The following is a 24,003-nucleotide window of genomic DNA, read 5'->3' on the forward strand; positions in this document are numbered from 1 at the left end:
AAAAGTTGTATTATTCATGAAAACTTATACCTCTCTTTAGTAAGTGGCCTTATTATAATCATAACTTACATCCGATTTAGTCGTTAGTGTTATATAATTATCAAATTTACCTATAACAGTTAATCCAGCTCTAGCATAAGTTCCTGTGGAAGCCCAACCAGCAGCAGGGTTAAAGGTTTTTCCACTTATATTTCTATTTAAATCCGTTGCTCCATCATTTAACTGCCATCTAGCATAATCATATGCCAAACTAGATCGATCATCAATTTTTAGATTTTCCCCGAAATTCATGGAAATCCCTAATGAAAACGGATAACCTAGTGACAAGTTAACAGAAGACGTCCCTTTGTCTCCCATAGGACCCCAATCGTCTAAATGATCTGTATCTGCTGGTATATCTATATTCGTATAAATAGATCTAGCCCATATTCCTTTATAACTTGTGACTTGAGTTATAGGTTTTAAAGTGAAATAATCATATTTTTTACTCTTTTCGCTATTTTGCTTGTACAAGTGCCAATCTGTATCCATTCTAGCAACCAAAAGTCCAAGACGATATCCTTTTTCAACCAAATCATATTTATTTTTAACTCTTACACTTTCTGCTTTTACTTTATTATTAGTAATAAAAGTAGAAGCATCAGTTGTATTTTTTTCTTGATTAATTTCATTTTCAATATCAATAATCTCTGATTGAGTATTTAAAACCTCTTGTAACAGCATTTCTTTTGTGTTGGGAATTGAATTACCATTTTCATCGAAATTATTAATAGAAACATCTACAAACTGAAGTTCTTGACTTTTATCTATTGTATACCCTATTACATGACTTGTATATTCAGAATCAGCAGCATCAAGAGTACCTTTTTCATTCACTTCATCGTCTGAAGGTTTTTCGTCAACAAATTCTTTACCATTTTCAATTGCTTTTTTATTCAATTCTTCTTCACTCAAACCAAATTCTAACTGTCCATTATTCTCTTTAACTGAAAGTTTATCTAAATCTAAGATTTCTTTATAATCCTCTGCTTGAACATCACCGTAAAGAAATACTCTTTTACCACCTTCTATTTCAGCTTTCAAAAAATCTTTATATAATTTATTACCTTCAACAACAGCCGCATCAGCAGCAATAGAATTAGATTTCTCAAAATCTCTTTTATTATCGGGGGAAACAACGCTAACGTTCAATTCATTATTATCAACTTTATCTCGAATATCTTCAAACTCCGGATCACTATTTTCTTCAACAACAGTATTAACCGTTTCTTCTGTACTTGTTTCATCATCAGCAAAAATAACTATATTCTTTTCTTCCGATGATTCATTCGTGTTTTCTTTCCTATCATTAGCTTTGGCAAAGAAATTAACTGAATAACTACTAAAGAAAAAAAGCAAAGACAAAAGTACAACAAAACTACCTTTTAATATTTTTTTTGTTTTACTCAAAATACACCCTCACTATTCTAATTAAATATCAACATACATGTTATGTATAAAGTTACACATATTATATTTTTTTGTATATTTGGTCATTAATGAAACGTTTTCGAGAGTCTTGTTTAGGATTGGGGCGCTAACAACTAAGTCTAATTGATCTATACATCCCACACTTTTTTCTTACCATTTGTCTCCTGTTTAAATTCCAAATCATATTTTATTTTGTTACTTTTCCTCCAAGTTCCTTACCTCCGAAAATGGTTCAAACGCTACTTCATGTATGGTCCTCTTAAAAGGTGTTAATACCTTCAAGTTCCCCCGGTAAATTCAGAGACAACTCATACATATTTTCATATACTTCTATACTTTCATTTACATCATTACTCATATTTATTTCTGTCAATACAGCTTTAAATTAAACGTACTCAACAAAACACACAAACTGCCTACCATCATTAACTGTTTTTGCATTTTCTTATCCTCCTTTATTAATTTTTATTTCCATAATCACATATTAACCAAGAACTAAAATTTATAGATTCCAATTTTGAAATCAGAAATTTCACATATGGAATATTTCTTTCTGTGATCCACTCTTAAAAACCAAAATATATAAGAATACTCAAGAAAATTAGTAAGAGTTAGAAAACCGTTACACCTCTCATGTGATACCTTTCCCCCACAAATAAAAAGCCCCTGACACTAGAAGTGCCAAGGGTTTGAACGATTAATGAATTTATACATATAGTTTGCATTTCCAACATTTCTCGAGAGTAAAAGTTTTAATTCTGAAATAATCATTATATCATCCCTATTTTTTATTGATTTTTGAACGAATAAGTATAGATATGGCACAAGTACCATAGAGAAATAAAGCTACGAAAAGTAAAGGTACTAATATTGTTGATATTTGATCTTTTGGGACAACCCAAAATAATAGAACTGCAAAGGAAATTGTTCCACTTAACCCCACGAATATCGCATAAAATAATAATCCGAAATTTAAAGCCTTTTTATAATTCTCTTTATTTGTAGACATCAATATCAAACTTCACCACCTAATTTTAATTTTGTTTTAACAACTGTTTTTTAGAATTACTTATTTTCTTCTAATCCTACCTTTACTCCTACTCCGATACTGTAACTTTAGAAAAATAACTTCAAGCAACTCCCTATTTGGAGTAAGCACCAGTCAAAAACTCCTCCTCAGACCCTATTTACGACAAATAAAAAGAATCCATCTTGAAAAAAGATGGATCATTTTCTATCTGTGTTGCTGTGTCGATTCAGTTTTCATGCAGAGTTGATTGGAGCGGGTGTACGAGACTCCTGCGGGAATACGCATCCAGGGGGGAGACCCCGCAGGCGCAAAAGCGCCGAGGGCGGACCGCCAGCGGAAAGCGAGTGCCTGCAGTGGAAAGAAACGACCAAAGCACACCCTCCAACATGGGCAAGTTGTATGCCCCCTATCATGCGGAAAATTGACTTAATTCATTCTGATCCACTTGTTTCCGCTTCAGCTACCTTTTTGACACGGTCTAAAAATTCAACGACCACTTTATCGGTGGCAAATAATAAAAGTAATTTCAAAAACCACTTTAACGGGCGACTGGTGACTGTATATGTAAAGGAAGTTCTATTGTCATTGATTTTATTTAGTTCGTAAAAAGCTGTAATTTCAAACATTTTTGCAAGTATGAAGCCTACTTTAAGCTTTTTCCCATTAGTTTCATTCAAATACTCTAATGTTTCTATATCATACTCTTCTGTTCGTTTTCCTTCTCTATATTTTTGACGATATACGCTTCCAACCATTTCTTCCGTTATTTTAACGGGCTTGTGTTCAACTACTTGAGGCATGATTTTTTGCATATTTTCTACAGAACCATCAAGAAACTTCCATACCTGTTCAATTGGGGCGTTTATTTCTATTTCTCTTGTCCATTTTTTCAATGAAAATCACCTCTACCTATATTATATTTCCTTTATTATGTAAAACCAAATTTCTAACTGATAAATCGGTAAATAATTCAAGTTACATTAGATACACTTTAACCGACTCTTTTTGAATTTAAATGCCTTTCTGTAAATAAATTACTTATTAAGATTCTCTTTTTTGGTGTTATTCTTGTATAATAAACCAAACGGTTACTTTTTCAGGAGAATCCTATGAATTTTATTTATATTAATCAAAACATATTAGATAATCTCTTTTATATCTTAGTAAGTATTTTGATATATTACATTTTATTAGATCATGGCAAAAGGTTAAGTCAGTATGGCAAGACCCTTATTACTGCATGCATGAGCATCCCTATTATTTTATGTATGAAGTTTCCTATTTATATCGATCAATATTGTGTCCACGATCTCAGGCAAATTCCTTTTATAATAGGGACCCTTTATGGTGGCTGGCCTGTAGGGGCTGCCCTGTTAGTCATCATATTAACTTTTAGGTTTGCTTTTTATGGTTTCAATTTACTTACGTTAATTGTATATATCGTAATATTTATTATAACGGCTCTATTTTCTTCCAAATTCAAAAATTTCAATCGAAAAAATAAGATTAATAGCTCGATACTATTAATTCTGTTTCTTGGAATCCTAACGAGCTTCATTTCACTCGTTATGTCTGATTATTTTCGAATAACGGAGGCGTATGTATTTTACTTTATTATCCTCCCTCCTTTCATTATTGCTTTAGCTGTATATATAATGGAAATTTTAAAAGATGCCATTTTAATCCGGACACAAATGATAAGGCTTGAAAAAATGGAGGTAGTCAGTCAGCTTGCAGCAAGCATTTCACATGAAGTTAGAAATCCTTTAACGGTTGTGAAAGGATTTGTTCAACTGCTAAAGACTCCTGATCTGACTCAGGAAGTAAAAGAACAATATATAGAGCATATTGTCAGGGAGCTTAATAGTGCAGAATCCATTATTAGTGAATACTTAGCATTTGCAAAACCTGCACTTGAGAAAGTGGATCCTATTTCAATTAACCGTGAAATAGGATATGTAATTGAAATGATCAAACCATTGGCTAGCATGAATTTAGTTACTATATCTAATCAGTTGACTCCAGGCATTACCCGGGGGAATATTCAGCATTTCAAGCAATGCTTCCTAAATCTCATTAAAAATGGTATAGAGGCAATGCCAAACGGCGGGGAACTTAATATTGTTTCCTATGTAAATAATTTCGACATCATTATCGAAATAAGTGACAATGGAGTAGGAATGAACAAAGAGCAAATAAATCGTTTTGGCGAGCCTTATTACAGTTCCAAAGAAAAAGGGACTGGGTTGGGATCAATGGTGGCTGTTAAGACCATCCAAACGATGAATGGTACACTTCATATAACAAGTCTTTTGAATAAGGGAACAACGATTTCAGTAACACTTCCCGTTTATCATGAAGATTATTCTGTAAAATAATAAAAAAGTCCGCCGTAAATGGCGGACTTCAGACTGTAGACAAACTCGAAGAAAAGCGAATTTGCCTGCAGTTTTATTTAATAGAAGCTCCAGTTGATTTCAGAAATCTACTCCCTTTCCGCGGACTGTCTGCCAAGCCTCCTCGACGCAAGCGTCTGTGGGGTCTCGGCTAGCCAGTTATTCGGCAGAAGTGTCGCAAATTTCTTCAATCCAATAAGGATTACAGTAAAAAGCCTTAAAGACCGGAGCAGTTTATTCGACCCGCTGCACTGTCTTGGGCTGTTGACGCAGTTTATCGACCTAAACCACACAATATTCGGCCGTTCACGCACAGTATTCGACCTAAACCACATAGTATTCGACCGTTCACACACATTATTCGACCTACCCCGCATAGTATTCGACCGTTGAGGCACTATATTCGACGGCTCGCGAATTTTTTTCGAACTTCACCTCACTATTCGGACTCTTAACCCCTTATGTCCGCAAAATAAAAGTCCGCCATTATCGGCGGACTTTTTACTTTATTTTTTCTGGTCAAGGCATTGATAAACCGCCATCATGTCTCGTTTGTTCAATTCCCGAATCCGGGTGAAAATGGGGATATCGGCCACGGCCTCGGTACGTTCACTTTCAGCCACGACATCACTTACTTTCCCTGTCAGCCAGGTCTGGACGTCGATGCTTTCGACGATTTCTTTACGCCCTTCATCATCGATGCCACTGGCATGACAGCTCACACAAGGGATCGTTAATTTATACACACCGTCATGGATGTTATCTTCTGAAATGACTTTCTTGCCATTACAGAATGGGCATTTATGACTTGCTTTAATTTTATTGATTTGGGTAACGATTTTTTTGTAGCCGAATGCTTCATAGACATAGGTTAGTTTTTTGTATTTGCCATTGGTGAAATATTTATCAATAATGGTTTCTCTTGTTTCGTTAATATTGGCAAAGTCACAGATGGTAATCTGATTTTTGCTGCTGATTGCTTCGATATTGCCTTTAATGCTGTCCCAGAATGGCTGGGTATTTTGTAAAACCACTTCATAGCCGACGAAGCTTGCTAGTTCGAGCTCAAGCATTTTCAACGCCGCTTTTGTTTCACGTGGAAGGAATGACACATCATCAGTGAGTGCGATATCGCCGCCCACAATCGCTTTTAGTTTCTCCAGTTCCGGCAGCTTCCCTACGATTTTGATGACTTGATCAATTGGCTGTTGGATGATCTCGCGAATGTCCGTATCACCAAACATCAGCTTTTTATGATGTTTGAGAACCGTTCCTTGACAGACTGGACAGTCGATCATTTCTTTTGTTTCTTTCATCTGCTCTTTAATGATAGATTTCGATACAAAGATATAACGCCCAATGATGAAATTGAACCCTTCCCAAATTCGCGATGCCTTGCCTGCTTTATCGTAAAAGGACTTTTCCCAATACCCATATAAGAAGGTATGTTTTTCGGCATCTGTCATCTCATTATAGCTTTTACTAATGTCGTGACCGAGTTCATTCTTGATCTCATCAAACAGGAATTCCAGTTTTGAATGCTGATAATATTTTAATACTTCCATCACGTCCGGATGCAATAAACCATCCCAGAATGGCACGTTTTTGTCTTGTATGACTACATCGAAATCGAATTTTTCAATGACCCGGCGTCCCGAACAGCTTGGACAATGATTTTCTGCAGAATAGAAATCGAAGCTTCTTGTATCCTTATTGGTCGGATGTGCAGCCACTATATGGTTGATCATTCCGCCCAATTCATAAAGAAACGTATATTGACTGTACAAGTGCCGTTCAAGGTCGATGGCGATGACAGGTGCAATCGTGTCTGACTCGTACTCCCCATAAATCACACGAGCGATTGGTGATAAGCTTTTTAAAATGCCGCCCTTATAGACGTTCTCTGCGTTTTTAAAATAGTCCAGATGATTTTCCTGTAAATAATTGATACCAGTTTTTGACCGGAGCGTCGAAGAGATATGCAATGGCTCCACTTGATCGTCACTGTCTTTCTGACGGTAATAATCATCATGACTGACAACGTCAAGATGCTGGACAGGTGTTAGCTGTCTTTTGCCAAAATCCACGATATAATCCGAGCTTTCCAGCATATAGGCATTATGTTCAATCATGATGATGGAGACGGATTCATCCTCCAGAATGACCCTGACACTGTCAATGAATTGGTTTAAAATATTTTGCGATAACCCTTTTGAAGGCTCGTCAAAAATGAACAGCGTGTGCGGGTTCCTTGTCTTCGCAAACAGCTCGGAAACTAAGTGGACACATTGAAATTCACCCGTCGATAGTGTTTGTGTTTTTCTTTCTAACGTCAAATAACCAAGCCCAAGTTTGATCAATAAGCTCAAACGTTTATGTGCGATGTCTTCTTTTGGCAATTCTTCAATAATATCTTCGATTGAACGCTGAAAAATATCATCAATTTCATCACTGTATTTGGTTAGCTTCTTTTTAATATCAAGAAACGTCGCAACGGTTGACCGGCTGGTGATCGATTTATTTCGGTCCTGCCCGACCATGACCAGCTTATCCTTTGGATACCGCTTCTGAAAATCTTTGGAGATGCATTCATTGACTAGTGTAGATTTACCGCAGCCTGATTCCCCCGTAAAGGTAACGAGTCTATTCTTGGGAATCCGGATTTCTTCCATTTGAATATTACGGCAGTAAAGATCCTGAAATTGATAGTATTCAGTAGGCGCTGCTTCATTTCGCTTCCAGCTGATTGGTTTGGGCCGCGGTGATTCCTCAACGATTTTCCCGCCATATTTTCCGCTGCCGGGTCCAAAGAACAATTGGTCATCAGTGCTATCCAACACCGTGTCTGAGTGATCAATGAGCCAAATTTGATTTTTATAACCTAATTGCTTAATCTGTTCCAAAATTTTCAAAAGGGTTTGATGATCAAGACCGACGGAGATTTCATCGATGATGATCACGGTATTTTCACTTGTTGCCATGAATTCGGCCAAGTAAAGCCGGGTTAATTCCCCTCCTGACACTGTCCCCATAATACGGTTCAAGCCTAAATAACCAATATTCATATTGATTATATTTTGGAGAATATGCTGTTTAGCTTCACTAATATGTAATGTCTCTGCGAGTGAAAGGATCGTTTCGATGCTTAAGTTGTTGATATCGGATATAGTATGCGGGCGATCTAATAATTCAATGGTATATTGCTCGACTTCTTGATTGTAGCGCTTCCCCTCACACTTTGGACATTCGACATTTTTCGTCGTACCGCGTCCTTTACAAGTGGGGCACCAGCCTAAGGCATTATTAAATGAAAAAACTTCCGGAGAAAGATTGAATTTTTCTGCAAGACAAACACGAATCTCTTTAAACACACCAGTATGTGTGCCAATGGTCGAACGGGGATTAGCTGAAATGGATGATTTGCCGAGAAAAAGGACCAGAGGCATTTCCTCCATCTTGATGGCACTGAAGTTGGTTTCCATAATATTAGGGAATAAATACTGATATTCAGACTTCGGCAATAAGGAAACGAGACGCTTCTTGGATTCTTCGCCAATGGTTTGACAAAAAGTCGTCTTCCCGGAACCTGATAAACCAGCAATTCCTAATGATTGGTCGTCTGGCAGTGATGAATCTAAATGGCTTATATTATTCGCTATTAATCGATTTATTTTCATTTGTAACTCCTCTCATTTTTTTAAGCTCAGTCTTTCATATTAGCACAGCAGTATATGTATTTGGTATTTTTTTTAACGGTACCCCATCCTTCTATTCTTTCACATTACGCTGTTTCAAAAACGTATGATTCATCGACAAAAAACGAGGAGTAAGGATTGAATTTTTTTAAAGCCTTCTTATAGATTATAAAAGCCCCTCTCGACTAAGAGAAGGGCATTTCTTATAAAGTATGACCACATTTTTATCCAATACACTTATTTTGTATTAGACTTTTTTGCCTTGTTTTCAAGATCGCTTTTAGGCTCGGTGGAGAATTCCACATCTTTTCCATGTCCCTGCGGGTTAACACTTGGTGCGATGCGACCTCTTCCTGTCTTTTTACTCATTTCCTTCACCTCCAAGTATATGATGTTGGACGGATCTACTTTAAATTACGGGTGTAATTAAATGTGTCTTTGTTCTGAGGAACATCAGGATCTTTTTTCCCGGCAGGCTGTACTGCTCTTCCTGTATTTCCGCTATAGCCTTCTTCCATGGGCCCTGGATAATGATAATGACCATCATTAACTGATTGAGTTGTTGATTCACCAGTCACCTGGCTTCCTCCCGTTTCCACCTGTTCTTTCTCGTTAGTCAATCCATCTCCTCCTTTTTCCTAAAGATTTTCTTTTATAGTATTTCGATAAAAGAGCAATAAAATTAAAGGAGAAAAAAGGAAGCACTAATAATTACTCCATTCTTTGTTAATTGGAGGTCAGAAGTAAGCTCTCCGTTCCATCGTTTTTCAAGAAAGGACTTGGTTCGCCAACAGTATATATTTGTAAGTTATGCATAGCCCTGGTACATGCGGTGTAGAACAATCTACGCAGGCTCTCATCACCATATGTTTGCACAGATGCATCATAAATGATGACAGCATCAAATTCGATGCCCTTGGCCAAATAAGCCGGAATAACAACAACTCCCTGTTCATATTCATTTGTGCCATTCTGAACGAGTTTAATTTCACCTTGGACACTAAGGGCATCGTATGCAACGGCACTTTCCGCAGCAGATTTACAGATTATTGCGATTGTATTATACTCACGACTTTGAAAGTATTTGACTTTAGACAGAATTTCACGGTGCAATTCATCTCGGCTGGACACATGAGTGAGTACAGGCTTCTCGCCTTCTCGATTGAATGCCTTAATTCGATGGCCTTCTGGAATTAGTTCACGTGTGAATTCTATAATCTGCTTTGTGGATCTGTAGCTTTGATCCAAGGTTATGCTCTCGGTTTCACTTACTCCGTATAAACTGGTAAGGGTCTGGAAATCCACCCGTTCGCTGGCATGTGCAAATATTGCTTGGTTAAAGTCACCGAGCACGGTCATCCTAGCAGAAGGAAACAATCGTTTCAAAAACTCGAATTGAAATGGAGAATAATCCTGTGCTTCGTCAACAAGAACATATTTTATAGAAGTATTCGACTGGAATCCTTGAATTAACTCCTTCAGCAGCAAAAATGGAGTCGCGTCTTCGTAATACAGTTTACCTTCATCCAGCATTTTTTGGGTTGATAAGCAAATTTCCCTTTCGGCAGGTGTTTCACCCTCATTCCACAGTTCGATCCGCATTTGTTCGTCAAAAAGTTGCTTGTATATTCCCTTAATATTGATAAAATGAAGTGCTTTTATCCGTTTGCGTAACGTCTTCAATTTCTTTCGAACAATCATACGCGCAAGCATTTTATTCTCTATCTCATAATCGTCAAAGGAATCTTCAGTATGACCGCGTTTTTTCTCTAAATAGGTGTATACCTTTTGGTAATCTTCTTTGCTAAGATACTCGATTTCCTCCTGGACCCACGGTTGTTTCAACTCAAACTTTTCCCTTTCATCAAGTAGCTCACATAACCACTCTTTCAGCTTTTCAATCCTATTGTGAAATCTTAATGTGGTGTCTGTGTTATAAAATCTTTCTGAGATTTGTTTGGCCGAGACGAGCGTTTCCCCCCGGAACTTTACCCCTCTAAAGATCATTCCGGATTGCTCCAATGATTGTCTGTATGTTTTGATGATCTCAAAGAAGCGAATCGATGCCTTAAATTGGATACTCGCTGTCCTGGTGCTATAGGAAGGATCATCCGCTCCAGTCAGCAAAAATTCCAATTGCTCATAAGGATCCTCAACTTGAAAAGAGTCAGTCAGACGATGATCCAGGTATTCCTGGAATGTTACCTGCTGCATATTCTCTTCGCCAAGTTCGGGTAACACATTGGATACGTAGTTATTAAACATGGAGTTAGGAGAGAATAGAATGATTTGATCCGCTTTCAGCCTTTCTCGATTCTTGTAGAGCAAGTAAGCGATCCGTTGGAGGGCAGCTGATGTCTTCCCGCTGCCAGCGGCACCTTGAACAATGAGCAGACGTCCGCGATCGTTCCGGATGATCCTATTTTGCTCCCGTTGAATGGTGGCCACAATACTGTGCATATGCTTATCCGTTCCCTTGCCAAGCACCTGCTGCAGGATCTCATCCCCAATGGTGAGACTCGTATCGAACATTGATTCGATAACGCCTCCCTTGATGGTGTATTGCCACTTGTTCTCCAGCATCCCCCGAATTACGCCTCCGGGAGTGGAGTATTCTACAGGACCGGGAGGATAGTCATAATAAACACTCGAAATCGGGGCCCTCCAATCGTAGATAATGAAGTTTTCTCCTGTTGCATCAGTAAGAGTGGAAGTCCCAATATAAATTTGTTCCGTAAGGGGAGACCCTTCTTCAGTGATATCAATCCGGCCGAAATAAGGCACTTCCTGCATGCGGCGCAGTGTCGACAGCCTCTTGAAGGCATATCTATGTGCGCCTTCGCTTTGTGACAAGTCTTGAGCCTGCTGCCTTAAGCCAATGATCGTCTCGAGGTAATCATCGAAAGTATCGATATTAACCTTGAGGTCATCCCAAAAGTGTTTACGGATATTAACAACTTCTTTTTTACGCTTTGAAGTTTCACCTTCTATTTTGCTGATTTGTTTCGTGATTGTTTCTATCACCTCATCCAAACGTTCTTGCTCCTGCCGAATTTCATCGTTCATAACAGACACTCCTTTAAAAAATGAGAAATTAGGGGTTGACTAGAGGTGAGTTTTACCTTATACTTATAGTAAGGGGTAAACTGTTTTTGTGTATTATAAAATGTGTTTCTATACTAATTTATCATAATTTCTGAATGATATCAACGTATATTTCATAACAGTTGCCATAATGAATCGTCATTTTATACTCTAATTTAAAATTTAAAGTTAGGAACCAGTTAAGCAAGCAGCTTGACTGGTTATTTTTTTATGACTATTTTCATCTCGAAAGCCTAGTCCTGTTTTTGCTGCAACACTCACATTAACGGTTGATTCGTTGTAACGATGACACGTGATATTGTCTTGACTTAATATTGTTTGTTAGATAATGTTTAGAAAAAAACTTTTTGCAGGAGAATTTATAATGAAAAAATATAAAGCATGTCAAAGTTGTGGAATGCCGCTTTCTAAAGATGAATTAGGTGGAGGAACTGAAAAAGATGGTAGTAAAAGCACTAAATATTGTAGTCATTGTTATATAAATGGTGAATTCACTCAAAATATTACTGCGATAGAAATGCAAAAATTTGTCCAAAATCATTTGATGGAAAATATGAAAATGCCTAAATTTATTGCTAAGTTTTTTACTAGAGGTATCCCAAAGTTAAAGCGATGGAATAAGTAAACTACAGAAAACGAAAAAACTGTCATTCAAATGTGATTGAAACGGAAGGCGCGAGACTCCCGGACCACCCGCGGAAAGCGAGTGCCTGGAGTGGAAATCAATATTAACGAGATTATCTACAGCCGAAGCCCTCCATTATAGAGAGGGCTTGTTTGTTCTGCAGGATGAGTAAAATACTGAATAATCCGAAACTAAAAAGCTGGATAGCCCCAAATAAGGCTATCCAGCTTAATTTATAAAAGATCACTTTACCTTTACCCCGGCTTTGATCAAGGTAGGTGGAGTTTCTCCCTGTAATCCGGCGACAAGGTTGGTTGCGGCCAGCATCGCCATTTTCTTGCGGGTTTCATATGTTGCGGAACCGATATGAGGCAAAGTGACGACATTCTTCATGGAAAGCAGCGGGTTGTCTTCCTGGACGGGCTCCTGTACAAAGACATCCAGCCCTGCCGCGTGAATTTCACCGGTTTTTAGCGCATCGATCAGGGCTTCTTCATCCACTGTTTTCCCTCTTGAACAATTGATGAAGATCGCGGACTCTTTCATGAGCTTGAATTCTTTTTCCCCCATCCTCTTTTCAGTTTGAGGAGTTAGCGGTGTCATCAAGCAGACAAAATCAGATTGCTTTAACAGATCTTCCAGAGAACAGTATGTAGCTCCATACTTTTGTTCTGCTTCTTCATTTCTGGATCTGTTGTGATATAAGATGTTCATATCGAACCCAAAACGGGCCCTTTTTGAAACGGCAGAGCCGATTCCGCCCATTCCGATAATGCCTAATACTTTATGATGGACGTCCAACCCAAACGATTTTTCTCCGATATTCGATGTCCATTGCCCTGACTTTACCATTTGATCCATCTCTGGCATTCTTCTTGCTGTGGACAGCATCAAGCCCATAATCGTATCTGCGACTGTCTCATTCAATACCTCGGGAGTGTTCGTAGCCATGATTCCGCGATTGGTCAGCTCGGTTACATCCAAATTGTCGTATCCAACCGATGAATTACAGACGATTTTTAATTGCGGTGCTTGATCCAGTAAAGCTTTATCCACCTTTAATCCTGAACCTAATATACCTTGTGCGTTCTTCAGCTCCTGAAGAAATTCAGGATAGTTTTGTGAATCAAGACCCTCAAAATAAACGACATCACAAGTCTCTTGAATATAATCCAACACTTTTTGATCCACTTTCTTATAGACGATTACTTTTGGTTTCATCATTGATACCTCACTTCCAATAAAGTAGGACCCTATCGGGATCAAATGTCGACATAGCCTTTATGTTTTGCGCTCTACCTATAATCTACCATTATTTAAAAAAAGGTTGTAGCTAATTGAATTGCGGACCAAACCGCTAAAATGGAAGCTAAAGATAGAATAATATTTTCAAACCAATTGTTTTTATATTTTCCCATCAAGCTTTTTTTATTTGATAGCACCAGCATGCCAATTGCGATAATCGGAAAACCGATTATGTTTATTGCATTTACGCCAATTGTCAATGCGATGAAACCAGGCATGCCGGGAATGGACCAAATGATTGGCGTGACCAATACAAAAATCATAACCCATTTATACATTGGATCTTTTTCATATTTACCATTGTACTTTTCGCGACGATCCTTATTTATTACGTAAAAGGCATCTACTATCAATCTAGGAAAACCAGTTGACTTGCCTACTACACTCGCAAACAATACGCCAAATACACCAAGATAGAAAATGTACCAGCCAAATTGTCCTAACGACATTTGTAATGCCATTGCCAAGTCATCAATCGTTTCGACATGAATTCCATTCGGTTTTAAAATTTCTGCGCCAACCACCCAAATGGCTAAGTTGATTACAATGCAAACTCCGATGGCAAACAGTAAATCATTTCTTTGAACCTTTAGATGACTCGGTTTCGTCCAGCCCTTTTCCTTCATGAAATATGGATGAACAAAGTTCGAAATCGATCCTGCAACTGCACCGATAATTGAAATCGCCACCAATAATGCTCCATGAACGCCAGTATCACTTGGAATGCTAAAACCAACTGTTCCTTTAATGATTTGCCCCACATCCGGTGTAGCTTGAATGGCCAGGAACAAGAATGCAATCGTCAATAATGCCAAAAGCACTTTCATTACACTTTCAATTCTATTATAAATATTCCTGCCAATAAGCATAAAAACTAATCCTACAACTACCATTGAAGCTAAGAATGGCTGATTGACTTGGAATAGGGTCGATAATACCTCTCCCGCTCCCTTAATCATATAGGCATTAAACAGATGTCCCATGATTAATGCATAACCAAACATGAAGTAACCGAAAAATGGGTGGATACGTCCATAGCCTTCCAGTATGGTTAAACCCTCTGTGTTACAAAGCTGGAACCGGGCGATAACATTAACGATAAGAAAACGAAGGATTAATGACAGCGCTAAAATCCACATTAAACTATATCCATAATCCGCCCCGGCAACAGAAGACGTCACCAGATCACCGGCTCCAAGCCACGTTAACACGGCAAGGATTCCCGGACCATAGGATGTTTTAAATTTCGTGAAAAAATTTGTTTTCTTACTTACGACCTCCGGAGCAATCACAGTGGATTCAGCAAGATTTGATTGATTTTTCAAGTTATTCACTCCATTCCAAAGAGTATGTATTCGCTTTCATTTTTTCTAAAGCAATAATACTTTGATAACTCTAGACATTCAGATATTGAAATTATGACAGAACTTTACGTCATTTCCGGAATTGACATAAAGTTAACGCGCAGTATGTTGTCATGCTTCATGTTGAAGTGAATTAGCCGTTAAGAAAGTTCTCCTTCCATTTGATTGAATCTTTCGACTATTTACAATGAAATTGTAAGACAAATTAAAATGTAAGTCAATCATAATATTTAGAAGTTTTTTTAAAAGCATAAAAAACCCTTTGACCTCTCGTACTTGTTGACAATTCAAGAGAATCGGCGTTGATACAAATTGGGGAAAACAGGATTTTCACTGTATAAATAAGGGATAAGTACAGTGTGCGAATAGATTAATGCCATCAGCGGATAATATAAGCGAAGGAGTGAAATATATGCCACAAGATAACAATGATCCATTTAATAATGCCAGGAACCTTGATGCACGTAGAGACCCTACTAATAATGATAGTTTGAACCCCGGGTTTCAAAGAGAAGAACGTCCTATGCCTAATGGTAATATCCCAACAACAGAGGGTGTTGCAAATGTTAAAGAGCGTTTTCCTTCGGACCATGAAAGACTTATGAGCAGAATCAATCTTGGGGATGCACTTATAAATCGGGAAAATACACATTTTGGACGGTTTGAAAGATAAACCACGAGAAAAAAGCTAAAGACCTGTATCGGCTTTAGCTTCCGTTTTTTTAGTTTTGTACAAAAATGAACTTTCCTCTCCAGGCACTCGCAGGAGTCTCTCACCTTCCGTTCCAATCAACTTTGTTTAATAATTCAGACGGAACACCTTTTATCTACAAACTAAAGAGACCTTCTTTTAAAAAGGTCTCAGAATAATCCTTATTTTTCGCAAGCGATCAAGTCTTTGTCACGATCGCTTTTTTTATTGGCATCATATAGCGCCTTTGAAACGTGAGGCTTGTATTTCGTTTTTCCTCCTTTATTTTTAACGGAAGATGTACGAGCTACGCCTCCTTTGTAGTCTTTATTCAATGCTGTACAGTTTTTATACGTCTTCACCTTTGTTTTGGCACCGGCAACATCATTCGCGCCAAACGAGAGACCCAATACTAGTCCAAAAGATAGTAAAATAGCAAATAATCTTTTCAAAATATGTACTCCCTTTCCTAAATATTAACTATTTACTAATCATAATGTATCAGTTCATTTTTTACAATAACTATATTTATATAGTTAGAGTTTACTATAATAAAACCCGCTCTCACTTTATCTAATCCTAAGAAAAAGACCGCCATTTCGGCGGTCTTCCTCTCAACTTATTCCTTACCTTTCACCCTGTAATGGATCTCCCCGGGTTCTTTGCAAAAGGTGATTCCGCTTCCCGGTTCGTAATAAAAGGTCTTTTTGCCCATTGAGCGTTCATGGAAGGTCGTATGCAGATAGGATGCTTGGTCCCTTTTGAAGGCGAGCTGATTTTTGCTTAATGATACAGGAAGGCAATGTCCATAGCTTGTGTGGACCAGCGTTTCTTTTTCGTTCATTTCCTCTAAGTCACGAATGTGGATGTAGGAAAACCAGACTCCTCTTCTTTTCCGGAATGAGCGGGAGGAGAACCAGACCATTCCCTGCTGGGCGTTTATGCAGACTGGCAGCCTGTATTTTCCACCAAGCACGGATTTGGCTGCTGCAAGTCCGCCATCCAGATCCAACCCAAAGTAGTTTAACGTGTTATTCAGGATTTCCTGGCGCGGTTGGGCAACATGGAATGTGCTTTCTCCCTCCACTACCGTGGACATCTCCACACCATTGGAATCATAACACTCCAACAATCCCACCGTTTCCTTATTCAATAAATAGTTTTTTCGTATCATCCTTCCATTCACTCCCCATTTCCCTATTCATTTTTTTTGGAGTATACTGGATATAGAGGCAGGTATACTCCTGCTCCCAAGCCCTTAGGTGATGTCTTCCAGGACGTACTCACCTAGGGGTTTTTATTTCCGTCTATCGTCACTTTCCTTTCTTGATATGTCATTCACCTCCATGCGACTATTATCCTATTTTATGATTTTTTTGTAAAATCCATCTAATTTTCCCTCTTTCAAAATTCATTCCCTTTTTTGACTGCATCTCCTGTTTGATTGGCTGACTCTTTACAAAATCCCATCAAAGGTCTATACTTTCGAATTTCCTTTTAAAATCTGCTGTTCTAAATTGCTATATTCTTGTTAATATGTGTCCAATTAGAGAACAAACAGTCAAAATTCATATAAAAGTGAAATAAAATGACATTTTTGTGAAATTTCAAGACAACAAAAAAAGTCTATCGTGATGATAGACTTCAGACTGTAGACAAACTCAATGTAGAACAAGTTAGTCTCAATTTTTATTTAGGTTTATAAAACCTGGAACGTCGATTTCCACTCCAGGCACTCGCTTTCCGCGGGCGGTCCGGGAGCCTCCTCGGAGCTTTTGCGCCTGTGGGGTCTCCCCTTGACGCGCTTTTCCCGCAGGAGTCTCGCACCTTCCGTTCCAATCAACTCTGTTTTGAAATTTAGATAAAAACCCTTTTGTCTACAAACTCAAGTCTATCGTGATGATAGACTTTTTTCTTGGTTATTCTGCCATTTTTATTTCAATTGCTAAATTCCGTAAATAATCCAATAAGGGTCTTACTTCCTCTGGAGCTGTTATGTCAGTAAATGAGTAAGACTGCTTCTTCTTTTCATCGGCTATATCCAGCTGGTATGAAAACGCGTCGAACCCTTGCGCTTTAGCTCCAGCCATTTTACTTTGGCTAGCATTAGGTAAGTCAGCTGTCTTCATTAAGTTCTGCAATTCCTCATTTTTCTCTTTCGGCAATTTCTCTGTATCTATCTGAAAATTCAAGTCGAGGTTGGCAAATCCCCCTATGCAGCTAAATTTGATATGCATGGTAGATGAAGCCTCCTATTCATGGAATATTTCTACTCAGGCAGTCCAACCGCTTTAAAAGCATTTTCAATTGTCTTGATGGCTGTTTTCGTAACATCGCCGCTATCAACAAGTTTTTGCGCTGCCTTGATGACGATTTGCACAAATTGATTGAAATTCGCCGTCGCAAATAAATTCTGCATCGCATTGAACCAGATCAAGGCCGCTTTGTCCGTTCCAATTTCCATCGATACTAGATAAAAGGCTTTGTTTGGTATGCCGCTATTGATATGGACACCATGATTATCGCGTTCTCCCTTATAGAAGTTCTTCATATGATCAGGCTGAATATCTTTACCCATTAACTTATTGTCAAATGCCGTACCTGGTGCTTTCATCGAACGGAGTGCCTGCCCTTTCAGTGTCGGTCCCATTATATCAGCACCGATTAGCCAATCGGCATCTCCTGCTGTTTGCTTTAAGTGAAATTGTTTTATGGCAATTCCAAACACATCTGAAAGATGTTCGTTCAATGCCCCGGACTGACCTTCATACTCCAATCCACTTGTGAACTGCGTAACCCCATGTGTCAATTCATGTCCAATTACATCGAGTGAATTGGCAAAATTGCTAAAGATGACCCCATCGCCGTCACCAAATACCATTTCATCTCCGTCCCAATAAGCATTCGTGAATTTATTGCCATAATGAACGTTCAGAATGAGATCAAGACCTTGGTTATCAATTGAATTACGGTGCAAAACATCCTTGAAATAATCACGCACAACTCCGCTATAATCATATGCAGCATTAACAATAGGATCTGCACTTGATCGGTCTCCTTCTTTCCTAGCCTTATTCTCCCGGAGTTTCGTTCCTCCCTTGCAATCGTAAACATGGCGGGCAGACTCACCTTGACGTCCAGATCCTGCATCCGTTAGTGCGACAACACCGTCAATATCGTATTCTTTCAATATTCTGCGCCTGCGCATTTGACGGCTTTTCGCTAAACTGATCCGTGCTTCTTCCACTTCATTTTGTGCCAAATTCTCAAGAATATAGTTAGGTACGATGAAACACTGACACTTCAATTTGGAACAACCTTTTTTATGCATATGCGTCACTCCTCCATGTTTTTTTACGATCTATTATCATTTGGTTTTTCAAACCGCTTCTCTTAACACGTTCTTCATGCTCATTAGCTGTTTATCTGATCCGTTCACATTTGCTGCTCTTCCTATCTTCAACACATTTCTATAGACTACTTTCGCCGCAACTACCTCATTTCCCTCCATTCCTTCCTGCTCCACTTCTTGCTAACCCTTTCTCAGGAAGTTCACTCCTTAGTTACAGTTGTTCTTCTTAGTCAATATGACTTAATTACTCTTTAACAAATACAAACTTCCTTTTTTTAAATGAATTTCATATTTTTCTCACAATTTTCTTTTATCATCTATATAGTGAATTTAATAGTACGACTCGGAGGTCCTGTATAAATGGAAACTAAACAACCAAACACCTCTCTGTATAGAACAGTATGGAGATGGCATTTTTACGCTGGAATCATTTTTGCACCCTTACTTATTATTCTGGCAGTTACTGGCTCAATCTATTTATTTAAGCCGCAGATTGAACACTTGCTTTACCAAGACTACCAAGGGGTTACACCGCAAGGAGATAAATTACCGGCATCCCAGCAGATTGAGAGTGTGAAGGAACTTTACCCTGATGCAGTGGTGACAAAGTATCATCCCGGAGAAAGTGCCTCTCGTTCGAGCGAAGTAAGCATCACTTCTAATAATGAGTCTCTTACGATTTTCATGGACCCGTATACAGGTAAATCTATTGGAGAGTTAAATGATGAAGACAGAATCATGGATAAAATAGAGGAAATTCATGGTGAACTGATGGCTGGCACCTTAGGAGATAGAATTGTAGAGTTAGCTGCGTGTTGGGCAGTTGTGTTAATTGTCTCTGGTTTTTATTTATGGTATCCAAAAAAGAAGCAAAGCCTTTCAGGTGTTCTTTTTCCAAGACTAAATAAAGGAAAGAATACTTTCAGAAGAGATTTACATGCAGTACCTGCCTTTTGGATAACTGCGGGCATGTTATTTTTAATCATGACAGGATTGCCTTGGTCAGGTTTTTGGGGAAGTAATTTTCAATCGTTAACTACCAATTCTGGATCTGGGTACCCTCCTTCCATATGGACAGGAAATGCTCCAACATCCTCAATCAAGACAAAAGACATTGCAGATGTTCCTGGGGCAGCAGAAAATTTAGATGTACCTCTCTCAGATATTCAAGGTTTTATCCCACTGTCCATAGATGATGTAGTTACGATAGCGAATCGTGAGGGGATGCACCCAAGTTATAGCATAAATATTCCACAAGAAAAAGATGGCGTATATACATTGTCAGCTTTTCCACCAAGAGCACAAGAAGAAGCGACCATTCATATTGACCAATATTCCGGTGCAGTTCTAGCTGATTATCGTTATGATCATTACGGTTTAATAGGAAAAATAGTTGCTTGGGGAATTACCTTGCATAAAGGGACTCAATTTGATTTGATTAATCAAATATTCAGCCTTTTTATTTGTTTAGGAATCATGCTCGTTGCATTTAGTGGTTTTTATTTATGGTGGAAGCGAAAGCCGAAAAAAGGATTAGGTGCACCAAAAGCTCCTCCTATAAAGAACATGAAATCCTTTCTATTTCTGTTAATAGGTCTAGGAATTTTGTTTCCTTTGGTTGGTTTGTCCCTTATTGTTGTTTGGCTAATTGACTGGTTAATCATTAACAGAATATCTGCAGTCAAAAAGTTTTTGAATGCATAATTCGAAATGTAAAGGGTGGCTTTTGCAGTGAAAAAAACTATATGTATTTCATTAATCTTTATTTTCAGCACATTCCTAAGTGCTTGTTCACTTGAAAAGGATGTCACTGATCTATACAAAAAAGAAACACCGCTTGAAGCTGAAATAATTATACCAGCATCCTTTTCAGCTAAAACACAGGAGACCATAAAGGCTGTTCTTACTCAAGGTGGTAAAATGGTTGAAAACGCAGATTTTGTTCATTTTGAGATATGGAAACAAGATGGCTCGCTCAAATATAGTATGGAACAGGCTGAGGAAGAGGGAAACGGTACTTATTCTCTAAGTAAAAACTTTGATAGTGATGGCCTATACTATATAAAAATACATGCTAGTAACGGTGGTTCAATCATTATGCCTCAAAAACAGTTTATCGTAGGAAAACTGTCTGAAAGTGAATTGAAGTTCTTGCAAAAAGGAATCCAAAAACAAGAAGAAAGTCATGAACATCATCATTAAAATATTTATTTAAAGTCCGGTTTTCAATTGAAGACCGGATAATTTTATGGATATTTTTATGAATCTGAGAGAATGCATTTACAGTACTTCACCTTTGTTTATTAAATTATTCCGCTCGTGCTGCATATACTGGATTGTTCCTTTAAACAAGGAAGCATCCTCAGTACATGATCTTTAAGGGAGGGCATAGCATTGGTAACTTCACAGGGAACTGCTTCAGTTAGCTTTCCATACCCATCTGTATGGGGTATCCACTCTTCAATAGCTGGCAGGACGATTATTTGGGGCACACTTACCATTAATTCCATTATAGATAATAGGGTGGTTGGTACGGTTAATTTTCGTGGCAGACCCATTCCGATTAATGGATTTTGGAATGAAAGCACCAAACAAATCGCATTTGATTCACCTTATGCCACTTTCTCTGGCAACTTGACCATAATTGATGATCAACAGAGTAGAATTCGACATTTCATTCTTCAAGGACGTTTTCTTATGAAGCCTCCCTCTCTGCAAGCAGGTGAGTCTGGATCATGGATTGCCACTACTGATATAGCTCAAAATCAATTTCCAGTTAGCGGTAATGCGTATACCGGGCAATTGCCTCCTGTTGGAGCTTTTTTAACATCGAATATCCTTCATCAGCATCAGAATTTTTGAGGAAGAACAATATAGGGTAATCCTTTTTTGTAGAAAGGGTGTTTAAGAAAGATAGGGAATCGTCTCTGGATTAGGGGCGATTCTTTTACTTAGATGCGCTGAAGTGAACGGAAGCAAGGAGGCACACCAGCGACTCCATTGATTCAGGTTCGCAGCAAGTTGCTCCCTGGCGTTCAGCTAATCGCAATGCTTCCCCTGTTGGGTACCGTTTTGCCTATCTCACTAAGTAGATATGTATATGAGATAGTTATTTTGGTAGATAAATTATGAATCCATTAACTTAAAATGAGTACAGATGGAATATAGATTGACAGGATTTTCTCTGTACTTCATACTATTGTATTAACAGAAGTGACAGAATATTTGGTTAATTAGGAGGATGAAACAATGAAACCAGCAATAATGACAATGGATTTACAATTATTAGCAGATGTTCTTAGGGAAAATAATTGTACAAGTTTAATAAATGCAATAGCAGAAAAGGATTTTCAAGTGGCTCAAATGCTTGATGTATTAATATTTGAGGATAAATGGGAGGATGGCATATGACTAAGCTCAGAATCCTTTTAACCATTCCTATTTTGCTATATGGAATTTACGTATTTGTTGCCATTCAAAACGATAAGGATATTCCACTTTATTTGCACCTTCTATTCGCACTCTACTTGATGTTGTTTGTACATTATGAAGAAAAAACGGAGGTGAAACCCTGACAGATTTTTAGTTTAATATGATTACCACAATAAGTGGCTTTTTTTGTACAACTTTCATAAACAATGCCTAAAAAAGCCTCAATTCCCTTAAGGAATTGAGGCTTTCACTATTAATCATCTTTCTTCCGGTTCCAATTAGATAATACGAGTTGTAACGATGCCTTCGATTTGTTTGATTTTTTCTTCCAATCCAGGAATGATATCTCCGTTTACTTCACCGTCAATGTCGATGATCGTATAGGCATATCCCCCACGGCTTCTGTTAACCATGTCAGCGATATTCAGATTAAAGCTTGATACAGCCAGCGTGATTTGCCCAACCATGTTCGGAACGTTTTCGTGGAAAGTTGCCACACGACGGTTTCCTGTATAAGGAAGGGAAGTGTTTGGGAAATTCACAGAGTTCTTGATGTTCCCTGTTTCTAAAAAGCTCTTCAACTGACGAGCTGCCATGATCGCACAGTTTTCCTCTGACTCTAGCGTAGAGGCACCTAGATGCGGAATTGGAACGACATTTTTCATTTTCAACACGTTTTCATTCGGGAAGTCAGTAATGAACTTGCCTACTTTTCCGCTTTCAAGTGCAGCTTGCATATCATTTTCATTCACTAGCTCGCCGCGTGAGAAATTCAAGATATGTACGCCCGGCTTCATGATGCTGAATGTTTCTTGGTTGAACATTCCTCTTGTGTCGTCAGTTAATGGAACGTGTACTGTAATATAATCAGATTCTGCAAACAATTCTTCAATCGTCATGGCGCGCTGTACATTGCGTGACAAATTCCAAGCTGTATCAACAGAGATGAACGGGTCAAAACCAATGACATCCATATCCAAATCAAGCGCATCATTCGCTACAAGTGCACCGATCGCTCCTAAACCGATTACGCCAAGAGTTTTTCCCTTGATTTCTTTACCAACGAATTGTTTCTTTCCTGCTTCAACAAGCTTTGGAATATGTTCTCCTTCGCCTTCCAGTGTCTTTGTCCAAGCCACACCTGCAAAAAGGTTACGAGATGAAGCCATTAATGTCGTCAGCACCATTTCTTTTACAGCGTTTGCGTTAGCACCAGGTGTATTGAAAACGACAATTCCTTGCTCGGTACATTTGTCGACCGGAATATTATTGACTCCAGCCCCTGCCCTTGCAATTGCCTTTAGCTGATCGCCGAATTCCATAGTATGCATGTTAAAGCTGCGAAGAACGATTGCATCAGGGTTTTCACTGTCATTATCAACCGTAAAATCCCCTTTGTTGAATACATTCAGTCCGCTTTCGGCAATATTATTTAACGCCTTGATCGTTTTCACTTTTTCTAAAAGAATTGTGCTCATTTTGTTTGCTCCTCTTTTGAATATGATAGTTTTGAAATTTCAAAATACTGACTTTAAACC

At 38.3% G+C, this 24,003-nt stretch carries 22 protein-coding genes; 8 read left to right on the forward strand and 14 right to left on the reverse strand.

The features are described from left to right. Positions 1-36: 36 nt before the first annotated feature. On the reverse strand, positions 37-1,449 hold the full coding sequence (locus tag ABOA58_RS22300) for a hypothetical protein (RefSeq protein ID WP_350300061.1): 1,413 nt from the start codon (positions 1,447-1,449) through the stop codon (positions 37-39). Between the two features lie 1,482 nt (positions 1,450-2,931). Next, entirely contained in the window at positions 2,932-3,393 is a 462-nt protein-coding gene (locus ABOA58_RS22305; RefSeq protein ID WP_350300062.1) for an SRPBCC family protein, read from the reverse strand. A 216-nt stretch (positions 3,394-3,609) separates the two neighbouring features. Between ABOA58_RS22305 and ABOA58_RS22310 the strand changes: the two genes are divergently transcribed. Continuing rightward, positions 3,610-4,878 (forward strand): ATP-binding protein, encoded by a 1,269-nt coding sequence (locus ABOA58_RS22310; RefSeq protein ID WP_350300063.1) that lies wholly within the window; start codon positions 3,610-3,612, stop codon positions 4,876-4,878. A 524-nt stretch (positions 4,879-5,402) separates the two neighbouring features. Here ABOA58_RS22310 and ABOA58_RS22315 read toward each other — a convergent pair. The 4 genes from ABOA58_RS22315 to helD form a co-directional block, all read right to left on the reverse strand. Further along, the gene (locus ABOA58_RS22315) at positions 5,403-8,573 is read right to left on the reverse strand and encodes an ATP-binding cassette domain-containing protein (RefSeq protein WP_350300064.1); all 3,171 of its coding nucleotides are present in this window, start codon (positions 8,571-8,573) and stop codon (positions 5,403-5,405) included. Between the two features lie 255 nt (positions 8,574-8,828). Next, on the reverse strand, positions 8,829-8,960 hold the full coding sequence (gene sspL, locus ABOA58_RS22320) for a small, acid-soluble spore protein L (protein WP_034304091.1): 132 nt from the start codon (positions 8,958-8,960) through the stop codon (positions 8,829-8,831). A gap of 35 nt (positions 8,961-8,995) precedes the next feature. Next, entirely contained in the window at positions 8,996-9,211 is a 216-nt protein-coding gene (locus ABOA58_RS22325; RefSeq protein ID WP_350300065.1) for a hypothetical protein, read from the reverse strand. A gap of 106 nt (positions 9,212-9,317) precedes the next feature. Further along, complete coding sequence (gene helD, locus ABOA58_RS22330; protein WP_350300066.1) at positions 9,318-11,657, reverse strand: RNA polymerase recycling motor HelD; 2,340 nt, start codon at positions 11,655-11,657, stop codon at positions 9,318-9,320. A gap of 403 nt (positions 11,658-12,060) precedes the next feature. Between helD and ABOA58_RS22335 the strand changes: the two genes are divergently transcribed. After that, complete coding sequence (locus tag ABOA58_RS22335; protein ID WP_350300067.1) at positions 12,061-12,321, forward strand: zinc ribbon domain-containing protein; 261 nt, start codon at positions 12,061-12,063, stop codon at positions 12,319-12,321. Positions 12,322-12,564: 243 nt separating this feature from the next. Here the strand turns inward: ABOA58_RS22335 and ABOA58_RS22340 are convergent, their stop codons facing one another. Continuing rightward, complete coding sequence (locus ABOA58_RS22340; RefSeq protein WP_350302944.1) at positions 12,565-13,542, reverse strand: 2-hydroxyacid dehydrogenase; 978 nt, start codon at positions 13,540-13,542, stop codon at positions 12,565-12,567. A 95-nt stretch (positions 13,543-13,637) separates the two neighbouring features. Continuing rightward, positions 13,638-14,951: an Nramp family divalent metal transporter gene (locus ABOA58_RS22345; protein WP_350300068.1), complete on the reverse strand. Its 1,314-nt coding sequence runs from the start codon at positions 14,949-14,951 to the stop codon at positions 13,638-13,640. A 451-nt stretch (positions 14,952-15,402) separates the two neighbouring features. Here ABOA58_RS22345 and ABOA58_RS22350 point away from each other — a divergent pair, with 451 nt between their 5' ends. Next, entirely contained in the window at positions 15,403-15,663 is a 261-nt protein-coding gene (locus tag ABOA58_RS22350) for a hypothetical protein (protein WP_350300069.1), read from the forward strand. A gap of 200 nt (positions 15,664-15,863) precedes the next feature. Here ABOA58_RS22350 and ABOA58_RS22355 read toward each other — a convergent pair whose 3' ends face one another. From ABOA58_RS22355 to ABOA58_RS22375, 5 genes are all read right to left on the reverse strand, one after another. After that, on the reverse strand, positions 15,864-16,133 hold the full coding sequence (locus ABOA58_RS22355; RefSeq protein WP_098370146.1) for an excalibur calcium-binding domain-containing protein: 270 nt from the start codon (positions 16,131-16,133) through the stop codon (positions 15,864-15,866). Positions 16,134-16,300: 167 nt separating this feature from the next. Beyond that, on the reverse strand, positions 16,301-16,855 hold the full coding sequence (locus ABOA58_RS22360) for a competence protein ComK (protein ID WP_350300070.1): 555 nt from the start codon (positions 16,853-16,855) through the stop codon (positions 16,301-16,303). Between the two features lie 745 nt (positions 16,856-17,600). Then, positions 17,601-17,918, reverse strand: a complete 318-nt coding sequence (locus ABOA58_RS22365) for a protealysin inhibitor emfourin (RefSeq protein WP_350300071.1) — start codon at positions 17,916-17,918, stop codon at positions 17,601-17,603. Positions 17,919-17,950: 32 nt separating this feature from the next. Further along, a complete protein-coding gene (locus tag ABOA58_RS22370; RefSeq protein WP_350300072.1) occupies positions 17,951-19,012 on the reverse strand; it encodes a M4 family metallopeptidase in 1,062 nt (353 codons plus the stop codon). Between the two features lie 48 nt (positions 19,013-19,060). Next, positions 19,061-19,192, reverse strand: coding sequence for a hypothetical protein (locus ABOA58_RS22375; RefSeq protein WP_350300073.1), 132 nt, complete (start codon positions 19,190-19,192; stop codon positions 19,061-19,063). A 201-nt stretch (positions 19,193-19,393) separates the two neighbouring features. Between ABOA58_RS22375 and ABOA58_RS22380 the strand changes: the two genes are divergently transcribed. The 5 genes from ABOA58_RS22380 (at position 19,394) to ABOA58_RS22400 (ending at position 22,608) form a co-directional block, all read left to right on the forward strand. Beyond that, positions 19,394-20,737, forward strand: coding sequence for a PepSY-associated TM helix domain-containing protein (locus ABOA58_RS22380; protein WP_350300074.1), 1,344 nt, complete (start codon positions 19,394-19,396; stop codon positions 20,735-20,737). 27 nt (positions 20,738-20,764) lie between these two features. Next, complete coding sequence (locus ABOA58_RS22385; protein ID WP_350300075.1) at positions 20,765-21,235, forward strand: FixH family protein; 471 nt, start codon at positions 20,765-20,767, stop codon at positions 21,233-21,235. Positions 21,236-21,427: 192 nt separating this feature from the next. Next, complete coding sequence (locus ABOA58_RS22390) at positions 21,428-21,895, forward strand: hypothetical protein (RefSeq protein ID WP_350300076.1); 468 nt, start codon at positions 21,428-21,430, stop codon at positions 21,893-21,895. Positions 21,896-22,282: 387 nt separating this feature from the next. After that, a complete protein-coding gene (locus tag ABOA58_RS22395; protein WP_350300077.1) occupies positions 22,283-22,444 on the forward strand; it encodes a hypothetical protein in 162 nt (53 codons plus the stop codon). Then, complete coding sequence (locus tag ABOA58_RS22400) at positions 22,441-22,608, forward strand: hypothetical protein (protein WP_170971670.1); 168 nt, start codon at positions 22,441-22,443, stop codon at positions 22,606-22,608. Before ABOA58_RS22395 ends, ABOA58_RS22400 begins: the two co-directional genes overlap by 4 nt. A 135-nt stretch (positions 22,609-22,743) precedes the next feature. Here the strand turns inward: ABOA58_RS22400 and ABOA58_RS22405 are convergent, their stop codons facing one another. Beyond that, complete coding sequence (locus ABOA58_RS22405; RefSeq protein WP_350300078.1) at positions 22,744-23,943, reverse strand: phosphoglycerate dehydrogenase; 1,200 nt, start codon at positions 23,941-23,943, stop codon at positions 22,744-22,746. Positions 23,944-24,003 lie beyond the last annotated feature (60 nt).

The sequence above is a fragment of the Peribacillus frigoritolerans genome, from assembly GCF_040250305.1.
GTDB lineage: Bacteria > Bacillota > Bacilli > Bacillales > DSM-1321 > Peribacillus.

Coding starts and splice junctions, on each gene's coding strand:
- ABOA58_RS22395 (WP_350300077.1), top strand. CDS start 22,283: ATGAAACCAGCAATAATGACAATGGATTTACAATTATTAGCAGATGTT.
- ABOA58_RS22360 (WP_350300070.1), bottom strand. CDS start 16,855: ATGATACGAAAAAACTATTTATTGAATAAGGAAACGGTGGGATTGTTG.
- ABOA58_RS22400 (WP_170971670.1), top strand. CDS start 22,441: ATGACTAAGCTCAGAATCCTTTTAACCATTCCTATTTTGCTATATGGA.
- ABOA58_RS22370 (WP_350300072.1), bottom strand. CDS start 19,012: ATGCATAAAAAAGGTTGTTCCAAATTGAAGTGTCAGTGTTTCATCGTA.
- ABOA58_RS22335 (WP_350300067.1), top strand. CDS start 12,061: ATGAAAAAATATAAAGCATGTCAAAGTTGTGGAATGCCGCTTTCTAAA.
- ABOA58_RS22350 (WP_350300069.1), top strand. CDS start 15,403: ATGCCACAAGATAACAATGATCCATTTAATAATGCCAGGAACCTTGAT.
- ABOA58_RS22375 (WP_350300073.1), bottom strand. CDS start 19,192: ATGGAGGGAAATGAGGTAGTTGCGGCGAAAGTAGTCTATAGAAATGTG.
- ABOA58_RS22340 (WP_350302944.1), bottom strand. CDS start 13,542: ATGAAACCAAAAGTAATCGTCTATAAGAAAGTGGATCAAAAAGTGTTG.
- ABOA58_RS22310 (WP_350300063.1), top strand. CDS start 3,610: ATGAATTTTATTTATATTAATCAAAACATATTAGATAATCTCTTTTAT.
- ABOA58_RS22315 (WP_350300064.1), bottom strand. CDS start 8,573: ATGAAAATAAATCGATTAATAGCGAATAATATAAGCCATTTAGATTCA.
- helD (WP_350300066.1), bottom strand. CDS start 11,657: ATGAACGATGAAATTCGGCAGGAGCAAGAACGTTTGGATGAGGTGATA.
- ABOA58_RS22365 (WP_350300071.1), bottom strand. CDS start 17,918: ATGCATATCAAATTTAGCTGCATAGGGGGATTTGCCAACCTCGACTTG.
- ABOA58_RS22380 (WP_350300074.1), top strand. CDS start 19,394: ATGGAAACTAAACAACCAAACACCTCTCTGTATAGAACAGTATGGAGA.
- sspL (WP_034304091.1), bottom strand. CDS start 8,960: ATGAGTAAAAAGACAGGAAGAGGTCGCATCGCACCAAGTGTTAACCCG.
- ABOA58_RS22405 (WP_350300078.1), bottom strand. CDS start 23,943: ATGAGCACAATTCTTTTAGAAAAAGTGAAAACGATCAAGGCGTTAAAT.